Source organism: Acinetobacter sp. 25-47-130 (assembly GCF_056779705.1).
Genome location: NZ_JBWYII010000001.1, coordinates 339,447 through 356,925 on the forward strand (window position 1 = coordinate 339,447; position 17,479 = coordinate 356,925).

At 39.1% G+C, this 17,479-nt stretch carries 17 protein-coding genes; 2 read left to right on the forward strand and 15 right to left on the reverse strand.

What is annotated here, in order from left to right:
- Nucleotides 1–178 precede the first annotated feature (178 nt).
- Genes rplI through rpsF form a run of 3 tightly spaced genes read right to left on the reverse strand, consistent with a single transcriptional unit; the run spans nucleotide 179 to nucleotide 1,260 of the window.
- The gene (gene rplI / locus AC1M83_RS01645) at nucleotides 179–625 is read right to left on the reverse strand and encodes a 50S ribosomal protein L9 (RefSeq protein ID WP_035267617.1); all 447 of its coding nucleotides are present in this window, start codon (nucleotides 623–625) and stop codon (nucleotides 179–181) included.
- Nucleotides 626–634: 9 nt separating this feature from the next.
- Complete coding sequence (gene rpsR / locus AC1M83_RS01650; protein WP_004719336.1) at nucleotides 635–862, reverse strand: 30S ribosomal protein S18; 228 nt, start codon at nucleotides 860–862, stop codon at nucleotides 635–637.
- Between the two features lie 11 nt (nucleotides 863–873).
- Nucleotides 874–1,260: a 30S ribosomal protein S6 gene (gene rpsF / locus AC1M83_RS01655; protein WP_035267614.1), complete on the reverse strand. Its 387-nt coding sequence runs from the start codon at nucleotides 1,258–1,260 to the stop codon at nucleotides 874–876.
- Nucleotides 1,261–1,513: 253 nt separating this feature from the next.
- Here rpsF and AC1M83_RS01660 point away from each other — a divergent pair, with 253 nt between their 5' ends.
- Entirely contained in the window at nucleotides 1,514–3,532 is a 2,019-nt protein-coding gene (locus tag AC1M83_RS01660; protein WP_481589823.1) for a prolyl oligopeptidase family serine peptidase, read from the forward strand.
- A gap of 137 nt (nucleotides 3,533–3,669) precedes the next feature.
- Here AC1M83_RS01660 and cyoE read toward each other — a convergent pair whose 3' ends face one another.
- The 7 genes from cyoE to ppsA form a co-directional block, all read right to left on the reverse strand.
- Nucleotides 3,670–4,548 (reverse strand): heme o synthase, encoded by an 879-nt coding sequence (gene cyoE / locus AC1M83_RS01665; RefSeq protein WP_092766176.1) that lies wholly within the window; start codon nucleotides 4,546–4,548, stop codon nucleotides 3,670–3,672.
- A gap of 10 nt (nucleotides 4,549–4,558) precedes the next feature.
- Nucleotides 4,559–4,891 (reverse strand): cytochrome o ubiquinol oxidase subunit IV, encoded by a 333-nt coding sequence (cyoD, locus tag AC1M83_RS01670; protein WP_171076771.1) that lies wholly within the window; start codon nucleotides 4,889–4,891, stop codon nucleotides 4,559–4,561.
- A complete protein-coding gene (gene cyoC / locus AC1M83_RS01675) occupies nucleotides 4,888–5,505 on the reverse strand; it encodes a cytochrome o ubiquinol oxidase subunit III (RefSeq protein WP_035267060.1) in 618 nt (205 codons plus the stop codon). The genes cyoD and cyoC overlap by 4 nt, the downstream gene beginning before the upstream one ends.
- 4 nt (nucleotides 5,506–5,509) lie before the next feature.
- Complete coding sequence (cyoB, locus tag AC1M83_RS01680) at nucleotides 5,510–7,498, reverse strand: cytochrome o ubiquinol oxidase subunit I (RefSeq protein WP_035267062.1); 1,989 nt, start codon at nucleotides 7,496–7,498, stop codon at nucleotides 5,510–5,512.
- A 3-nt stretch (nucleotides 7,499–7,501) separates the two neighbouring features.
- On the reverse strand, nucleotides 7,502–8,566 hold the full coding sequence (gene cyoA / locus AC1M83_RS01685) for a ubiquinol oxidase subunit II (RefSeq protein WP_092766177.1): 1,065 nt from the start codon (nucleotides 8,564–8,566) through the stop codon (nucleotides 7,502–7,504).
- Between the two features lie 289 nt (nucleotides 8,567–8,855).
- Nucleotides 8,856–9,617 (reverse strand): RDD family protein, encoded by a 762-nt coding sequence (locus AC1M83_RS01690; protein ID WP_481589824.1) that lies wholly within the window; start codon nucleotides 9,615–9,617, stop codon nucleotides 8,856–8,858.
- An 80-nt stretch (nucleotides 9,618–9,697) separates the two neighbouring features.
- Nucleotides 9,698–12,076: a phosphoenolpyruvate synthase gene (gene ppsA / locus AC1M83_RS01695; RefSeq protein WP_481589825.1), complete on the reverse strand. Its 2,379-nt coding sequence runs from the start codon at nucleotides 12,074–12,076 to the stop codon at nucleotides 9,698–9,700.
- Between the two features lie 155 nt (nucleotides 12,077–12,231).
- Between ppsA and ppsR the strand changes: the two genes are divergently transcribed.
- Nucleotides 12,232–13,068: a posphoenolpyruvate synthetase regulatory kinase/phosphorylase PpsR gene (gene ppsR, locus AC1M83_RS01700; RefSeq protein ID WP_035267069.1), complete on the forward strand. Its 837-nt coding sequence runs from the start codon at nucleotides 12,232–12,234 to the stop codon at nucleotides 13,066–13,068.
- Nucleotides 13,069–13,231: 163 nt separating this feature from the next.
- Here the strand turns inward: ppsR and AC1M83_RS01705 are convergent, their stop codons facing one another.
- From AC1M83_RS01705 to AC1M83_RS01725, 5 genes are all read right to left on the reverse strand, one after another.
- The gene (locus AC1M83_RS01705; RefSeq protein ID WP_481589826.1) at nucleotides 13,232–13,792 is read right to left on the reverse strand and encodes an NAD(P)/FAD-dependent oxidoreductase; all 561 of its coding nucleotides are present in this window, start codon (nucleotides 13,790–13,792) and stop codon (nucleotides 13,232–13,234) included.
- A 20-nt stretch (nucleotides 13,793–13,812) separates the two neighbouring features.
- Nucleotides 13,813–14,742, reverse strand: a complete 930-nt coding sequence (locus AC1M83_RS01710) for a ferritin-like domain-containing protein (protein WP_180027641.1) — start codon at nucleotides 14,740–14,742, stop codon at nucleotides 13,813–13,815.
- Between the two features lie 289 nt (nucleotides 14,743–15,031).
- Complete coding sequence (locus AC1M83_RS01715) at nucleotides 15,032–16,036, reverse strand: LLM class flavin-dependent oxidoreductase (protein ID WP_481589827.1); 1,005 nt, start codon at nucleotides 16,034–16,036, stop codon at nucleotides 15,032–15,034.
- 131 nt (nucleotides 16,037–16,167) lie between these two features.
- Complete coding sequence (locus tag AC1M83_RS01720; RefSeq protein ID WP_092766182.1) at nucleotides 16,168–16,674, reverse strand: hypothetical protein; 507 nt, start codon at nucleotides 16,672–16,674, stop codon at nucleotides 16,168–16,170.
- Between the two features lie 201 nt (nucleotides 16,675–16,875).
- Nucleotides 16,876–17,304 carry a glycine zipper domain-containing protein gene (locus tag AC1M83_RS01725; protein WP_092766183.1) on the reverse strand — a complete coding sequence of 143 codons (429 nt, stop codon included), beginning with the start codon at nucleotides 17,302–17,304 and terminating at the stop codon, nucleotides 16,876–16,878.
- Nucleotides 17,305–17,479 lie beyond the last annotated feature (175 nt).

Below are 17,479 nucleotides of genomic sequence, written 5' to 3' on the forward strand. Positions count from 1 at the left end.
CGAAAATGAATAGGGGAGACTTATCTTAATGCAAAATGCACAAGCAAGACAGTGCAACAAATAATATCGATAACAAATAAAAAACTAAGTCTAAATTTCAGCTTGCTAAATCAAATTTTATAATTATTAGGGATAAAAAAAGAGCATGCTGATGCATGCTCTTTTTCTTTGCATAAAATTACTCAGATACGATAGTAACGAGAACTTCAGCAACAACATCATGGTGCAATTGGATTGCGATGTTGAATTCGCCAGTGTGACGAAGTGCACCGTTCGGTAAACGAACTTCAGCACGGTCAACTTCAAGACCAGCATTTGTCAACGCGTCAGCGATGTCACGAGTACCGATAGAACCAAATAGTTTACCTTCGTCACCAGCTTTCGCAGTGATTACGATATTTACTTCGTTCAATTGGTCAGCACGTGCTTGAGCAGCAGCTAATACTTCAGCTTCTTGCTTCTCAAGTTCAGCACGACGAGCTTCAAATGCAGCAGTGTTAGCTTCAGTAGCAGCAACTGCTTTACCTTGAGGGATTAAGTAGTTGCGGCCGTAACCAGCTTTAACTGAAACTTTATCACCTAATTTACCAAGGTTCTTAATGCGTTGTAATAAGATAATATCCACAGCTCAACCTCACTTATGATTGTCAGTGTAAGGAATCAACGCTAAGTAGCGAGCTTGTTTGATAGCAAGAGCTAATTGACGTTGGTAACGAGCTTTAGTACCTGTAATACGGCTAGGAACAATCTTGCCGTTTTCAGTGATGTACTGTTTTAAAGTATCGATATCTTTATAGTCGATATATGTAACGTTCTCAGCTGTAAAGCGGCAGAACTTACGACGACGGTAGAAACGTGCCATTGATGTTCTCCTTATGCTTCAGCAGAGTCTTGAGCTTGTTGTGCTTCTTCACGTTGAGCTTTACGCGCACGTTTTTCTTCAGCACTCTTAGCCAATAAAGACTCTTCAGTGATTGCGTTTTCACGACGAATAATAACGTTACGAAGAATAGCATCGTTGTAACGGAATAATTCTTCCAATTCATTAAGCGTAGTTTGGTTACATTCAACGTTCATTAAAATGTAGTGCGCTTTGTGAATTTTGTTAATTGGGTAAGCCAATTGGCGACGGCCCCAATCTTCAAGACGGTGAATTTGACCTTCAGCATCTTTAATGTGAGAGATATAGCGTTCTACCATACCTACCACTTGATCGCTTTGGTCTGGATGTACCAGAATTACGATTTCGTAGTGACGCATTGTCAGCTCCTTACGGTTTTATGCAGCCCCTAACGCATTTGTTAGAAGCAAGGAGTCACAGCTGAATGTAAACAAACAGTGTGTCGCAAAATTTGCGAAGGTTGGATTCTATGTGTTTTGAACCTAAATTTCAAGTCAATGAGTTGAAATACGAAAATTTTCTGCATTACATATATTCAATGACAGTCTGCTAGATCATTACAATGATTCTAAATACAGTGATGTCTAAATAATTTGCTTAAATAAGAACATAATGACTGATCAATTGTTATATCTTGAAGAGATAAACAGCAAAAAATCATTGGATTGGGTACAGAAAGAAAACACATTAACATCAGAAAAATTAACTCAAAATCAATTTTTTAAAGAGACATATGTTGGTTTGGAGAAAGTTTTATTCGAAGCACAAGCACTTCCATACATTTCTAAAATAGGTGCTTATGTTTATAACTTTTGGCAAGACCACATTAATGTACTAGGAGTTTGGCGTAGAGCATTATTGGAAAACTATCAGAAAGAGGATATTCAATGGGAAACGTTGATTGATTTCGATCAGTTAAGTGCCGATGAGGGCGTGAAGTGGTTTTTTGGTGGCGTTGAAAGGCTAGAGATTGATGATCAGTATTGTCTCGTGTACCTATCAGAAAATGGAGCTGATTCAGTTCAAATTCGAGAATTTAATCTTGCTGAAAGAAACTTTGTCGATGGTGGATTTTTTATTGAATCTGCTAAAACACAAGTTCGCTGGATTAGCCAAAATGAAATATATGTGATGACAGACTTCGGAGACGGCAGTTTAACTTTATCTGGTTATCCAAAAATCGTTAAGAGATGGAAAAGAGATACACCGTTAAATGAAGCAAAGACTGTATTTGAAGTTTTTGATCAGGATTTGTCGGCATTTGCATTTCTAGATCATTGTAAGGGTTATGAAAGACATGTCTTTACTCGAATCATAAACTTTTACGAGAGTGAGTATTTTGTCGGTGAAGAGCAATTTAAATTAAATGTGCCCAAAGATGCGCGTGTTTCTTTCTACCGTAACTTAATGTTGATTGAGTTGAAATCTCATTGGGATATTTCGGCTGGTTATCTAGCGGGTAGTTTAATGTGCATAGATTTTGATGCATTTAAAAATGGAGATCGTGAGTTTGATGTGATTTTCAAGTCTTCTACTTGTAAAACTCTAAGTAATTATACGTTCACTCAGGATTTCCTGATTTTAGACATCATGAAAGATGTGTCCAATTATCTGGAAGTGTATGATATTCAATCAGGGATAAAATTAGTCGACGCAATCTATCCAGATGAGGCATATTCGCAAATAACCATAGATTCAGTCGAAAATTTTAATAACGATGTATTGATATCGATTCAGAGTTTTATAAATCCACCGACACAATATTTGGTCGAACTTGAATCAATGAAAAAACAAAAATTGAAGTCTAAGGCTCATTCAATTGATCAATCACACTATCGAGTTGCGCAACATTTTGCATTGTCAAAAGATGGTACCAAAGTTCCATATTTTCAAATTTCTTTAGAACAATCTCAGTTGAATCACTTACCAGTTTTGATTGAGGGATATGGAGGTTTTGAAGTTTCACTTACACCTAGGTTTTTGGAAAAAGAAATTGAATCGTTAATATCTAAAGGTGTTGTATATGTTATAGCCAATATTAGAGGGGGAAATGAGTATGGCCCTGATTGGCATCAACAAGCATTAAAACATAATCGACATAAGTCATATGAGGATTTTTCTGCAGTTGCACAACACCTTATAGATCGAGGCGTGACTATAAAAGAAAAGCTAGCTGCTATTGGTGGTAGTAATGGTGGATTATTAATGGGGAATATGCTGATGCAATACCCAGATTTATTCAGTGCAATTGTTTGTGAGGTTCCTCTACTCGATATGTTGAGATTTACTCAAATAGGGGCAGGTTATTCGTGGATTGCCGAATACGGAGATCCTTTAGATAGCCAAGATGCAAAATATTTAAAAACCATCTCGCCTTATCATTTGTTGGACGAATATTTTGAAAGTACAGCTAAATTACCCGCTGTGCTATTTTACACCACAACTACCGATGATCGAGTTACGCCTGCGCATGCCAGAAAAATGGCGGCTAAAATGAAATCTATGAATATTCCAAATGTATATTTTTATGAACAAGTTGATGGTGGGCATAGCATTTTTGCAAATAAGAAACTGAGCGCATTTCATTCAGCTTTAGTCAGTTCATTTTTATTTGAAGTTGGTTTTAGGTGATGAATTAATATTTTCGATTTTAAGTAATTTATGGGTATTCAGTGGAAACTAAATAATAAAGAATCCTTTTTTTGTGTTTATTCTTATTTTAAATGAATCTGTATCAAAATAAAAAAAGATAGAGGCTTCTCTATCTTTTAAAAAATGACAAGATTGTTTATTGGTGCAGTAGCAGTAAAACTAAAGCAAATACTGATAATCGTAATTAGGAGAACAGAGAATAAGAAATATTTCTTTGCCCATAATTGATCATTTTCAGCTTTAAATCCAATGATATTTAAATATAGCCAATAAACAGTCAATACATTGAGAATTATACAATAAAGCCAATTTGCATAGCCAAATACAAATAAAGCGTTCATTGAAATTGCAAATAGCACAATGTAAAACAGCGATTCGATCTTGGTGCGAACAATCGAGCGCGCAACAGGAAGAATCGGAATACCCGCATTTTTGTAATCATCAAAACGATAAATTGCAATTCCCCATGAGTGAGGCATTTGCCAAAATGCATAACCCAAGAAAATGAGTAGCGCACCTAAATCGAATTGATTCGCGACCGCTGTATATCCAATGACAGGGGGGGCTGCACCAGAAATACTACCGACCACAGTTTGGTGGATCGTTGTTCGTTTTGTCCATAAGCTGTAAAAACCAACATATACGACAAAACCAATAACTGCGAATAAAAAAGCGTACGCATTTACCCAAAACCATAAAATACCAAAACCGAGTATGCCTAACAGCAAAGCAAAAGCTAATGCAATTTGAACAGAAATGGTTTTCTTAACTAACGCACGATTTTGAGTGCGCTGCATTTTTTGGTCGATGTCTTGATCAATAACGTTATTAACCACACATCCAGATGCAACTACGAGGGTAGTGCCAATGAGGGTAAGAAGCAGGAGAAGGAAATCTACTGAACCTTGGGTAGCTACAAAGTAGCCACCCAAAGTGGTAACAAAGTTACCAAAGAGAATTCCTGGCTTAGTCAGGAATAAGTACTTTTTAAACATGACAATCAGTTTAGATCATCATGTTTGAATGTAAGTAGTTCATGATCCATACAGAACCAACTAAAAGAACAGCAATAGTTAGAATTGTATAGATAAATGCAATCACGTTCCAACGTTGCTCTGAAGATGAGTTCATGTGCAAGAAGTAAACTAATTGTACAAGTACCTGAGCAACAGCTGTAATACCGATAACAGCAATAATTGCACCACGGCTGAAGCTATCAGTATTCATTGCCATGTAGAATGGAACTACAGTCAATAAAACAGAAAGTACAAAACCGATTGTGTATTGCTTTACGTTACCGTGTGATGCACCAGCAGCATTATGATCATGACTCATTATAATACTCCCATTAAGTACACTACGCTGAATACGCAGATCCATACGATGTCAAGGAAGTGCCAGAACAAGCTTAGGCAAGCAAGACGACGAGTATTGATTGTAGTCAAACCATATTTTTTGATTTGAATCATCAACACGATCATCCATACCAAACCAGAAGTTACGTGAATACCGTGCGTACCAACTAAAGTAAAGAACGCAGATAAGAACGCACTCACGCTTGGTCCATGACCAGCATGAACTAAATGATTAAATTCATAAAGTTCCATGCCGATGAAGATTGCACCGAATACAAATGTAACTGCTAACCAAGCTAGAACTTGACCAACATTTTTCTTGTAAGAAGCAAGTACCGCAAAACCAAATGTCACTGATGAAATCAAAAGTGCGAAAGTTTCAGTTAAAACGAAACCTAAAGAATCTGCAAAAAGATCCTTTGCACTTGGAGTGCCAGGTGGAATATGACTGCTTAATACAGCGAACGCGATGAAGAGTGTACCGAATAAAATCAAGTCACTCATCAAGTAAGTCCAAAAACCAAAGACCGTGATGTCTGTATCATCGTGATGATGTTCATCATGCTCGTGGTTTTCGTGATGAAGTACTTCAGCCATATCCTTAGTCCTTCTTCAAGTGTTTTTCGAGTAACGCATAACGTTCGTTTTCAATACGTTCTACTTCAGCAGCTGGAACATAGTAATCCACTTTCTTCGTGAATGAGCTCCAGATAAAGCCAATGATTGCAGAAACGAAAGAAACAATCGCTAACCACCAAATGTGCCAGATAAGTGCAAAGCCCATAACAGTGATGATCAGTGCAATAAGTACACCCGCAGCACGGTTAGTTGGCATATGAACATCTTCATATTTAGCAGGACGTGCGTAAGCTACACCATTTTCTTTGTCAGTCCAGAAGCGGTCGATACCGTTCGCTTGAGGCAGTACTGCAAAGTTATAGAATGGAGCTGGAGATGAAGTCGCCCATTCAAGCGTACGTGCATCCCATGGATCGCCTGTAACGTCACGAGTTTGTTCGCGTTGTAAGAAACCAACAATGATTTGCATGATGAAACAAGCAATACCAATTGCGATTAATACAGCACCGAATAATGCGATACCAACATATGGATCCCAGTCTGGGTTGTCATACGAGTTTAGACGACGAGTCATACCCATGAAACCTAGGATATACAATGGCATGAACGCGAAGTAGAAACCGAAGAACCAGAACCAGAAGCATGCTTTGCCCCAGAATTCACTTAACTGCCAACCGAACATTTTCGGCCAGTAGAAAGTAATACCAGCAAACATACCAAATACAACACCACCAATAATTACGTTATGGAAGTGAGCGATTAAGAATAGTGAGTTGTGTACAAGGAAGTCCGCAGGTGGAACCGCCATAAGTACACCAGTCAAACCACCGATACCGAAAGTCACTAAGAAGCCAACTGTCCAGTACATAGGTGATGTGAAGGTAATACGACCCTTATACATTGTGAATAACCAAGAGAAGATTTTCACACCTGTAGGAATCGCGATAATCATGGTCATGATACCGAAGAACGCGTTAACGTTGGCACCTGAACCCATTGTAAAGAAGTGGTGTAACCATACAACGAATGCAAGAACTGTAATCGCGATCGTTGCATACACCATTGATTTGTAACCAAACAATGTCTTACGAGAGAATACAGAAGTAATCTCAGAGAATAGACCGAATGCAGGTAAGATCAAGATATAAACTTCTGGGTGACCCCATGTCCAAATCAAGTTTACATACAACATTGGGCTACCACCCATGTCATTTGTAAAGAAGTGGAAACCGAAGTAACGGTCAAGCGTTAACATTGCAATTGTTGCAGTCAACACTGGGAATGATGCGATGATCAATACTGCAGTACATAAAGATGTCCACGTAAAGATCGGCATATCCATAAGACCCATGCCAGGAGCACGCATTTTAATGATGGTAACGAAGAAGTTAACACCAGTAAGAAGTGTACCAAGACCAGAGATCTGAAGTGCCCAGATATAGTAGTCAACACCAACACCAGGAGAGTATTCGATACCTGAAAGAGGAGGGTAAGCCATCCAACCAGTTGCCGCAAACTCACCAAGCGCAAGAGAAACCATCATCAAACCAGCAGCACCAGCGAATAACCAGAAGCTTAAAGAGTTTAATAATGGGAATGCTACGTCACGCGCACCAATTTGTAGTGGAACAGAAATGTTCATCATACCCACTACAAGACCCATCGCTACGAAGAAAATCATGATTACACCATGTGCGGTGAAAATCTGGTCGTAGTGTTCAGGGTGTAGATAGCCTTCGCCGCCGCCTTTTGCAAGGAACAATTGAAGACGCATCATAATCGCATCCGCGAAACCACGTAATAACATGATCACAGAAACGATAAGGTACATAATACCAATTTTTTTATGGTCTACAGATGTGAACCATTCGTTCCACAAGTAGCCCCATTTTTTGAAATAAGTGATACCGGCAAATACTGCAATACCACCTAAAATCATCATTAACACTGTTACCTGTACGATTGGATCGTACGGGATAGCATCTACACTTAACTTACCTAAGAAGCTCATGTCTTATTCCCCTACAACTGAAGAAGCAGGTTCAGCATTTACATCAGCAGCTACAGCATGACCTTCAGCTTTAGCTGAGTGATCCGCACCGTGGTAGTTTGCCATGTATTTGTTGATAATTGATTCAAACAAGCCTTTTTCAACAGAAGAGTAGTAAGTCACAGGATGAGGATGTGCCTTATATGGACCTTCTTTTTGAGCAATTTCAGCTTGTTGCTTCTCTAGATCGGTTTTAGCGTTACGAACCATCGCAGCGATTTGTTTCTCTGAACGGTTACCATCACGCAAGGTTGCAAATTCAGCTTGGTCTAAAACTGTTTTTTGAACAGCTTCAGGGTTAATTGAAGTACCGTTACCAGCTTTTACTGCAGACACCCATTCAGCGAACTTAGCTTCTGAAACAGAATGAGCTTGGAAGCGCATTTGTGTGAAACCATAGCCTGAATAGTTCGAAGAGAAACCACGGTATACACCTTCATTATCCGCAAGGACGTGAAGTTGAGTTTGCATACCCGCCATTGCATAAATCTGACCCGCTAACTGAGGAATGAAGAAAGAGTTCATTGTGAAGTTAGAGGTGATATTGAAATTAATCGGAGTTTTTTCTGGGAAACGAACTTCGTTAACTGTTGCAATTTCTTGTTCAGGGTAAACAAAAACCCATTTAAACTGTTCAGCAATAACTTGAATAGTTAAATGTGATTTCTCTGATTCTAGCGGACGATAAGGGTCATACTTGTGTGAGCCCCACCATGTTAAATACGCTAAAATACCAATAATAATACACGGGATACCCCACACTACGATTTCAATAATAGTAGAGTGTGCCCATGTAGGTTTATAGTCTGCATCTTTATTTGACGCACGATATTTCCAACTAAACCATAAAGCCATCAATGCTGATGGAATTACTACCAATAGCATGAGGTAGATCGCAGTCATCATAAGATCAGACTGACCTTGTGCTACTGGACCTTTTGAGTTTAGAAGTACCATATCACCGCCACACCCTGTTAAGAGCACGGCAAGCGTTGATAAAGACAATACAGCTAAAATTGTTTGTCTCATTTTACAACCTCGGTGAAGAGTCCCATTCCCTAATAAAATTATGGGATAGCGATTATAGTGTCACATGATTGAAAAACAGAAAATTACATTTACTGAATTTCAGTCATATGACACCGCTACGTTGTAGGGCATTATGCCCTATAACGACCAACTAAGCTATATGTAAAGTGCCTTTAAATATAAGGATTAAACCCAATTTGTTTGGTCGGAATTGGTTGAAGAATTGATTACTTTTGATGTGAAAACAGAGGCAAAACAAAGGGGAGCATTTGCTCCCCTAAGATAAAAATTATCGTTTTATGACTTTAGTCTTTGCTAATTTATCGTGCAAAGTTTGTCTTTTTTGACTTAGACCGAAGGCATGATCAATGATGGTAATGAATGGCATAAAGAGTAAATTCAATACAATAAAAATCACACTACGCAATGTGAATGCGCGCATTAAGTTCACTTGCTGTCCATTTTCAGCATCAACAATTTGAATTTTTGCTACTTTTTTACCTAAACTCTGACCACTTTTCGCAATTAAAAATGCTTGAGCAGCTAACATTAATACAATGTAAACCAACATTGCTTGCCAAGCTTCCATTGGAATCAGTGTAAATAACTGTTCCTGTAATTTGATTGCTTGATCTGATGAGCTAGCATTCTGCATTTTTTGCTGAAGCTCAGTCAATTGAGCAACTTGTTCTTCTTGCATAAAGAACGAAGGAATCACCATGGCAGGCAACCAAAGCGCCAGATCAACGAGTTTAGCTAAAAATCGAGATCCAATTGAGGCAAGTTTTTGCTGAGCAGTATTTTTTTGAACATTGACACTCGAAATAGAAGCATTTGGATAGCTTTGTTGCACTGGTGGAGTGGGTTGATAGCCTTCAGGTTGGTAATATAATTTTCCTTGAGTGAGTTCACCTAAAGCTTTCCATTCAGTCATACCTTGATGCCAGACCAAGTCTGTGAGTAAAACTTGTTGGCTCGAGAGCATTTGATTTAACTGCTCTACCGTATACGGTCCAGCTTGTTGATTATTTCTCGCCAAGTAAATTTGCATAAACCTAATTTCTCAAAAATTACTAAAAATAATGGGGTAAAAAAAAGACCCATGAATGGGTCTTTTTTTAACATAGTTTATTAAGCTTGTTTAGTCTTTTCTTCAGATAAGAAGAACCATGTATCTAAAACTGAGTCTGGGTTGAGTGAAACAGATTCGATACCTTGTTCCATTAACCAACGAGCAAGATCTGGGTGGTCTGATGGTCCTTGACCACAAATACCCACATATTTACCTGCCTTACGACATGCATGAATCGCCATTGAAAGAAGAGCTTTTACTGCTGGATCACGTTCATCAAATAAATGAGAAACGATACCTGAGTCACGGTCAAGCCCAAGCGTTAACTGAGTTAAGTCATTTGAACCGATTGAGAAGCCATCAAAATGCTCTAAGAATTGTTCAGCAAGTAGAGCATTGGTTGGTAATTCACACATCATGATCACTTTAAGACCATTTTCACCACGTTTTAAGCCATTTGCAGCAAGAAGTTCAATAACACGTTTTGCTTCAGCAACTGTGCGGACGAATGGGATCATGATTTGAATGTTAGTTAGACCCATTTCATCACGAACTTTCTTCAATGCACGGCATTCTAATTCGAAGCAGTCACGGAAGTTGTCAGAAACATAACGGCTTGCACCACGGAAGCCCAACATCGGGTTTTCTTCTTCAGGTTCGTATAACTTACCACCGATTAAGTTCGCATATTCATTTGATTTGAAGTCTGACATACGTACGATGACAGGTTTATCAGCAAATGCAGCAGCAAGTGTAGAAATACCTTCAACGAGTTTTTCAACGTAGAATTCAATCGGTGAAGAGTAACCTGCAGTACGGGTCATCACAGCTGCACGTGTTTCGCGAGGTAAGCTGTCAATATTGAGTAATGCTTTAGGGTGAACACCAATCATACGGTTGATGATGAACTCTAGACGTGCAAGACCAATACCTTCGTTTGGAATTTGAGCGAAGTCAAATGCACGATCAGGGTTACCAACGTTCATCATGATTTTGAACGGAAGTGTTGGCATAGATTCAATCGAGTTACGTTGAACTTCGAAATCTAAAGCGCCTTCGTAAATGAAACCTGTATCGCCTTCAGCACATGAAACAGTTACTTCTTGACCATCAACAAGTACTTCTGTTGCGTTACCACATCCAACAATCGCTGGAACACCGAGTTCACGTGCAATAATCGCGGCATGACAAGTACGACCACCACGGTTTGTAACGATCGCAGCAGCACGTTTCATAACTGGTTCCCAATCAGGATCGGTCATGTCAGAAACAAGAACGTCGCCATCTTGGACTTTGTCCATCTCTTTGATTGAATTAACAATACGTACTTTACCAGAACCGATACGTTGACCGATTGAGCGACCTTCACAAAGAACTGTACCTTTTTGTTTTAATAGGTAGCGTTCCATTGTGCCGACATTCTCACGGCTTTTCACAGTTTCAGGACGTGCTTGAACAATGTAAATTTGACCGTCATCACCGTCTTTCGCCCATTCGATATCCATTGGCGCACCATAGTGTTGCTCAATGATTAACGCCTGCTTAGCAAGTTCTTGTAATTCTTGATCATTTAAAGCAAATTGTTGGCGCTCAGTTTTTTCAACATCCACAACAACAACTGATTTACCTGCAGAGCCTTCTTCACCGTAGATCATTTTTTGGTGTTTAGAGCCGAGGTTACGACGCAATACTGCGTGTTTACCTGCATTTAAAAGTGGCTTAGATAAATAGAATTCATCAGGGTTTACAGCACCCTGTACGACCATTTCGCCTAAACCGTAAGATGCAGTAATGAATACAACGTCACGGAAACCAGATTCAGTGTCCAGTGTAAACATTACACCAGCAGCACCAGTTTCTGAGCGAACCATACGTTGCACACCAGCAGAAAGAGCAACGATGTCATGATCGAAGTTTTGGTGTACACGGTAAGCAATTGCGCGGTCGTTATAAAGTGAAGCAAAAACTTCCTTAATCGCGATTAAGACGTTGTCAATACCGCGGATGTTTAGGAAAGTCTCTTGTTGTCCTGCAAAAGATGCGTCTGGTAAATCTTCTGCAGTCGCAGATGAACGAACGGCAACCGCGATCTCAGGGTTGCCGTTAGAAAGAGTTGCGAATGCATCACGAACTTCTTTTTCAAGTGCTGGAGTAAGCGGAGTATCAACGATCCATTGACGAATTTTAGCACCAGTTGCAGCAAGTGCATTTACGTCGTCAACATTGAGTTGTTTGAGCTCGGCTGAAATTTTGGCATTAAGACCACTTTGCTCAAGGAATTCACGGTAAGCTGCAGCAGTTGTTGCAAAACCACCTGGAACTGATACACCAGCATTTGCTAAATGGCTGATCATTTCGCCTAGAGATGAGTTTTTACCGCCCACGATTTCTACGTCGTGTTTACCTAATTTTTCCAGACCGATTACGCGTGCTTCCAAAGTTGTTACTCCACTTTTGCAGTATTAATCACTATCTTGGCATGATATTTTTCTGTGAAAACTTAGCAAACTTTCATTACTAAGCGACAGTCATGTAAGATCGGTTTACTATAAAGATTATATAGTACTTAGACAAATATTTGAGGATTAATTTAATGGCAGAAAGTAAAGATATTAAACGAAGTGTTTTTTTTATTTCCGATGGTACTGCCATTACGGCTGAAACACTCGGGCATTCTTTATTGGCTCAATTTCCTCATGTCGATTTTGATATTCATATCATCCCGTATATCACTACAGAAGAAGCCGCAATGAACGTCGTTGCAGAGATTAACGCGCGCGCAGAGTCTGATGGCCAACAACCTCTTGTCTTTGATACTCTTGTGGATCCCTATGTTCGGGATATCATCAATACGGCAAATGCGGTTAATTTAGATGTGTTTGAAGGGTTAATTAGTAAGCTATCTGAGGTGCTTGGAACAGCCCCTACAACTTTAGTCGGACAAACGCATGCTGTGACTGATTCTGAGTCTTATAAGGCACGTATTGATGCTGTACATTTCGCGCTGGATAATGATGATGGCGCACGTACAAGACACTATGATAAAGCGGACTTAATTTTGATTGGAGTGTCGCGTTCTGGTAAAACACCGACCTCAATTTATTTGTCATTACAATTTGGTATTCGAGTTGCGAACTATCCGTTAACTGAAGAAGATTTGGATGACAACCGTTTGCCAGCAGTTTTACGTCCACATAAGCATAAATTGTTTGGATTAATGATTGATGCTGATCGTTTGGTGGCAATTCGATCTGAACGCAAAGCCAACAGTCGTTATGCAAGTTTTAGCCAATGTCAGATGGAATTGCGTGCAATCGAAGGTATTTATATTTCTGAAGGGATTAAATATCTAAATGTTTCAGAAATGTCGATTGAAGAAATCTCAACACGAGTATTGCAAATGACAGGCTTGAAACGCCGGATTGGTTAAATCGGTAAATCCAATTTAAAAAAAAGAAGCACTAGCTGTGCTTCTTTTTATTAAGAGATTAATCGTCATAAATACTCATAAAATTCAAAAATTATATAATTCAAGTGTCTATAATTTCATCATAAAATGTAATTTAGAATCGCATTTATCTACTAAATGGTGGTTATTTTTCGTACGTTGTAATGATAATATCTACTAAGTGTTCGATTCCTTCCATACTTTGAACGGCATTTTCAGTAATTTTCACGACTGGCCATGTGATCAATTTACAGTTTTCTTGCTGTAAGGCGCTGTAATAATGATCGGATTTAAAAAATATTTTTTGCGAAGAAGCTGGATTTGGCATCAATTGTCTTTTTAACCAAGTATCTGAAATCTGAGAATCTAAATATCGTATTGCCAATGTCGTCTTAATTCGCTGATTAAATAATCGTTTATTTTTAGCGATGAGGGGATGAGCAATAATTTTTTGAATCCCTTTTTCAGTGTGTGGCAAAACGAAATGAGGTGTCATTTGAAATACTTTGACGAATAGCGCATTTTGACAAACCACATCTAAATGTGAAACTGACATTTGATTGGCACCAATAATCGCGACCTTTAATCCTGAAAAATCGGTTTGTTTGATGTCCTCAGCTGAGATAATTTTTCCTTTAAAGTTGGAAAAATACTCAGCTTCATTATGAAAGAACGAATCCGTGTGGGCTTTATTCCTTTTTTTCATTTCTGTACCTAATTATTGTTTTAGTGGGTTGCTTTTGGTTCTGCAGTTAATTCATATATCCAAGATGGGATTTTAGGTAAAGATTTTTCTGGAATCTTATCAGTCATTTTTACCATGGTGTCGACAGGGATATGAAACCATTTATTACGTCGATTCATGGCACTTCGTGCATGGAAGTTAATAATTTGATACCAAGGATTACGACGACCTTCTGCAGTACGTCCACCTATTCGAGCAAATTTGTGCATCGCTGCATAGAGCTTTTCTTCTGGCAGACCTAGTTTAATCACATTATCGCGCATTTTGTTAATGAGTGGTAAGTATGCAAGAATACCAAGTAATAAACGTGGATCTACAACTCGCGCTGCCATTTTAGAAAGCTCAATAAAGGTTTTATTGTAGCCTTGATCTTCCATGACACTAAATCCAACACCTAAATGACGAGCTTCATCGCCATTAATCAGTTTAAAAGCTTGATGGCAAACTGGGTCTTCTACAGTATCCAATAGGAATGTACAAAGTGCACCATCAAGAGCGACTTCCAGCATCGGAATGACAGCACCTAGAATATAGAAGGGCATTTCATCAGCATAAGTGTCGAGCCATTCGATAATCAGTCTTAAATTTTTATTGGGTTTAGGGATATCGCCTTCAAGCATACCCCATCTTTTCATCAGTGCCATTTCGGCATTGGCGTGACGCTGTTCCTCAGCGTGGAAAATGGCATACATTTCGCGAAGCGTATCTGTCGGTGCTTTTTTTGACATCGCAGAAAATGCACGAGCACCTACATGTTCGATCCACATTAAATCAGCCATAAAATCTTTAAGCTTGGGCCACTGTTCTGCGGTGACTAATTCTTTGCCAGGAGCATCCCAGTCAATATCCGAGAGTGTCCATTGAGTATGTTTTACTTTATCCAACATTTTTTCTAAGTCGATAGAGGCCATGTTATACATCCGTATTTATTTTTTAATCATGAAATTTTATCGCTTAAAAATGTGATGTGTTTTGCAGAAGTGCTTATTTTAGTTTGATATAAAATGCCAATTTTTAAGTATTTGATTGTGAATAATTAATATTGTTGGTTAAAAGAATTTTTTCATTGGAATAGTCTTTTAGGGACATTTGATGTCATTTATTGCCAATAGTTGTTTGACAAACTCAAGAAATGAAAGAGTAATTAATTATAGATTTGAAATCAAAACCATTACTCAATCATTTCAGGATTTTTTTGATCTAAGCATTTTGCTTAATTTGCATTAAATACTCAAAGTTTTGAATGCGTTTGTCTGTATCGTAGATATCACAGGTAAAAATAAACTCATCTACATCATAAGGCACCAGTAGTTGTTCAAGACCTTGTTTCACTGTTTCTGGTGATCCGATTTGAGCCATTGCGTAAAAATTGTCAACTGACATCTTTTCTGGAGCAGACCAAATTCCATCCATTGATTTAACTGGAGGTTTGAGTTTTAAGCTTTGCCCACGCATTAAGCCTAATACACGTTGATAAGCGCTAGTAGCCAAGTATTCAGCTTCTTCATCAGTATCAGCTATAACAGTTGGAACGCCCATTGATACATAAGGACGATCCAAATATTCAGAAGGTTCGAAGTTTTCTCTGTAAAGTTGAATCGCTTGACCCAGCATACGAGGGGCAAAGTGAGAGGCAAAAGAATAAGGTAAGCCAAGTTTAGCTGCCAATTGTGCGCTAAATAAGCTAGAACCTAACAGCCATACGGGAACATGTGTTCCTTGACCTGGTGTCGCTTTGATTCTCTGATGTGGCGATGGTTCCCCCAAATAGCTCAAAATTTCGAGCACGTCTTGTGGAAATTGATCTTCAGTCTCTTGACGACCTCGGCGTAAAGCACGCATGGTCAATTGATCTGTACCTGGTGCGCGTCCTAGTCCGAGCTCAACTCGATCAGGATAAAGCGTTGCTAGTGTTCCAAATTGTTCTGCTACAACAAGTGGTGCGTGATTAGGCAGCATGATTCCGCCAGAACCTACTTTTAAAGAGGAGGTGTTAGCAAGGATATAGCCTAATAACACAGCTGTAGCTGAGCTAGCGATACCATCCATATTATGGTGCTCTGCAAGCCACAGTCGTTTAAAACCCAATTGTTCGATTTTTTGTGCTAACTCCAAAGCATGCTGTAGTGAAAAAGCAATCGTTTTATCATCACGTACAGGAGCGAGTTCCAATACTGAAAACTCGATATCTTTTAAGCTTCGCATAACTTTCTACTCTTTTGAACACTCATAAAGATGTTAATATGAACTTGAGTATTTGTATATTGAAAAAAAACGATATAAGTGTAAATAAAAAAGCGCTCTAAGTTGAGCGCTTGAATTCTAAGAGTTTGGAATTAGCGTTTACCGTTTTTATACCAGCCTAAATGACGACCATTGTCACTTCTGTAATTACGGTCATTATAACGATAGTTTGAATTGCGATAACCGCTTTCACGGCGATCATAACGATCTCTATAGTCATCTTCGCGACGGTCTTCGGCCACTTTTTTACCCAAAACTGAACCACCAGCTGAACCTAATGCAGCCCCAGCATAACCAGCATTTGTTCCGCCCATATTATTACCAACGGTGTAACCACCAGCACCACCTAATGCAGCACCAATTGCAGCAGCATTACGATCTTTTTTGTTCGCTGATGCAGCTGCGCCACCAGCACCACCAATCGCTGATCCGATCATTGCTCCAGTCGAGCCACCCATTTGTTGACCAATCGCAGCACCAACGACTCCACCTAAAGCAGATGTGAGGGCAACTCTAGACGAACTATCAGCATAAGCAGTTGTTGTACTCAAGGCCGCAGTTGCGATCGCAGCAGCAAATAATTTTGAATTAAATTTCATGGTGAACTCATTGTCGAAGTCTTATATTTGATGGTTTTAATTTAATCCAAATTTCTGTAATCATTTGGGAGAGCAAGTTGCTGGTTTGTATTTTTCTCTCCCTAATTTATCCATAATTATTTTGTTAATAAAAAAATGCGCCCTAAGGCGCATCGAGGTGAATACAGAGTATTCAACGGGGAAACTATCAATCAGATTATATTAACGACGACTATGTTTTTTCTTTTTCCATTTACGATCTTGACGTGAATCATATGCTTTGTCTTTCGCAATTTTGTTACCAAGAGCAGCACCACCAGCAGCACCTAAAGCAGAGCCGATATAACCGCCATTGGTTCCACCCATACTATTACCTACGGTATAACCCGCACCGCCACCTAATGCACCACCAATAGCAGATTCAGTACGGTTACGTTTATTACTAGCAACAGCAGCACCACCAGCACCACCAAGTGCTGCACCTAAAGTTGCACCTGTTGTACCACCCATGTTTTTACCAATTGCTGTACCTGCTACACTACCTAAAGCACTCGCAGCAGCGACACGCGCTGTACTGTCTGCATGTGCAGATACCGTGAACATTGATGCAGTGGCTAAGGTGGCTGACATTAATAGGGTATTCAATTTCATGTGTGACTCCATGTCCTTGTTCGTGGACGAGTAATAATTCGTTGAGCACAATGTAACAAGAATTGAAGCGCTAAATATGTAGAAGTTAACCTAGAGTTTTACGTTTTGGTTGCACAATGTTGTTTTTATATTACAGCTGATCATTCAATATGCATTATTGGGCTGATTAAGAAGA

What these genes read in the sequence shown, in the direction of transcription:
- rpsR (WP_004719336.1), bottom strand. Translation starts at nt 862, where the DNA reads ATGGCACGTTTCTACCGTCGTCGTAAGTTCTGCCGCTTTACAGCTGAG.
- rpsF (WP_035267614.1), bottom strand. Translation starts at nt 1,260, where the DNA reads ATGCGTCACTACGAAATCGTAATTCTGGTACATCCAGACCAAAGCGAT.
- AC1M83_RS01660 (WP_481589823.1), top strand. Translation starts at nt 1,514, where the DNA reads ATGACTGATCAATTGTTATATCTTGAAGAGATAAACAGCAAAAAATCA.
- cyoE (WP_092766176.1), bottom strand. Translation starts at nt 4,548, where the DNA reads ATGTTTAAAAAGTACTTATTCCTGACTAAGCCAGGAATTCTCTTTGGT.
- cyoC (WP_035267060.1), bottom strand. Translation starts at nt 5,505, where the DNA reads ATGGCTGAAGTACTTCATCACGAAAACCACGAGCATGATGAACATCAT.
- cyoB (WP_035267062.1), bottom strand. Translation starts at nt 7,498, where the DNA reads ATGAGCTTCTTAGGTAAGTTAAGTGTAGATGCTATCCCGTACGATCCA.
- cyoA (WP_092766177.1), bottom strand. Translation starts at nt 8,566, where the DNA reads ATGAGACAAACAATTTTAGCTGTATTGTCTTTATCAACGCTTGCCGTG.
- AC1M83_RS01690 (WP_481589824.1), bottom strand. Translation starts at nt 9,617, where the DNA reads ATGCAAATTTACTTGGCGAGAAATAATCAACAAGCTGGACCGTATACG.
- ppsR (WP_035267069.1), top strand. Translation starts at nt 12,232, where the DNA reads ATGGCAGAAAGTAAAGATATTAAACGAAGTGTTTTTTTTATTTCCGAT.
- AC1M83_RS01705 (WP_481589826.1), bottom strand. Translation starts at nt 13,792, where the DNA reads ATGAAAAAAAGGAATAAAGCCCACACGGATTCGTTCTTTCATAATGAA.
- AC1M83_RS01710 (WP_180027641.1), bottom strand. Translation starts at nt 14,742, where the DNA reads ATGGCCTCTATCGACTTAGAAAAAATGTTGGATAAAGTAAAACATACT.
- AC1M83_RS01715 (WP_481589827.1), bottom strand. Translation starts at nt 16,036, where the DNA reads ATGCGAAGCTTAAAAGATATCGAGTTTTCAGTATTGGAACTCGCTCCT.
- AC1M83_RS01720 (WP_092766182.1), bottom strand. Translation starts at nt 16,674, where the DNA reads ATGAAATTTAATTCAAAATTATTTGCTGCTGCGATCGCAACTGCGGCC.
- AC1M83_RS01725 (WP_092766183.1), bottom strand. Translation starts at nt 17,304, where the DNA reads ATGAAATTGAATACCCTATTAATGTCAGCCACCTTAGCCACTGCATCA.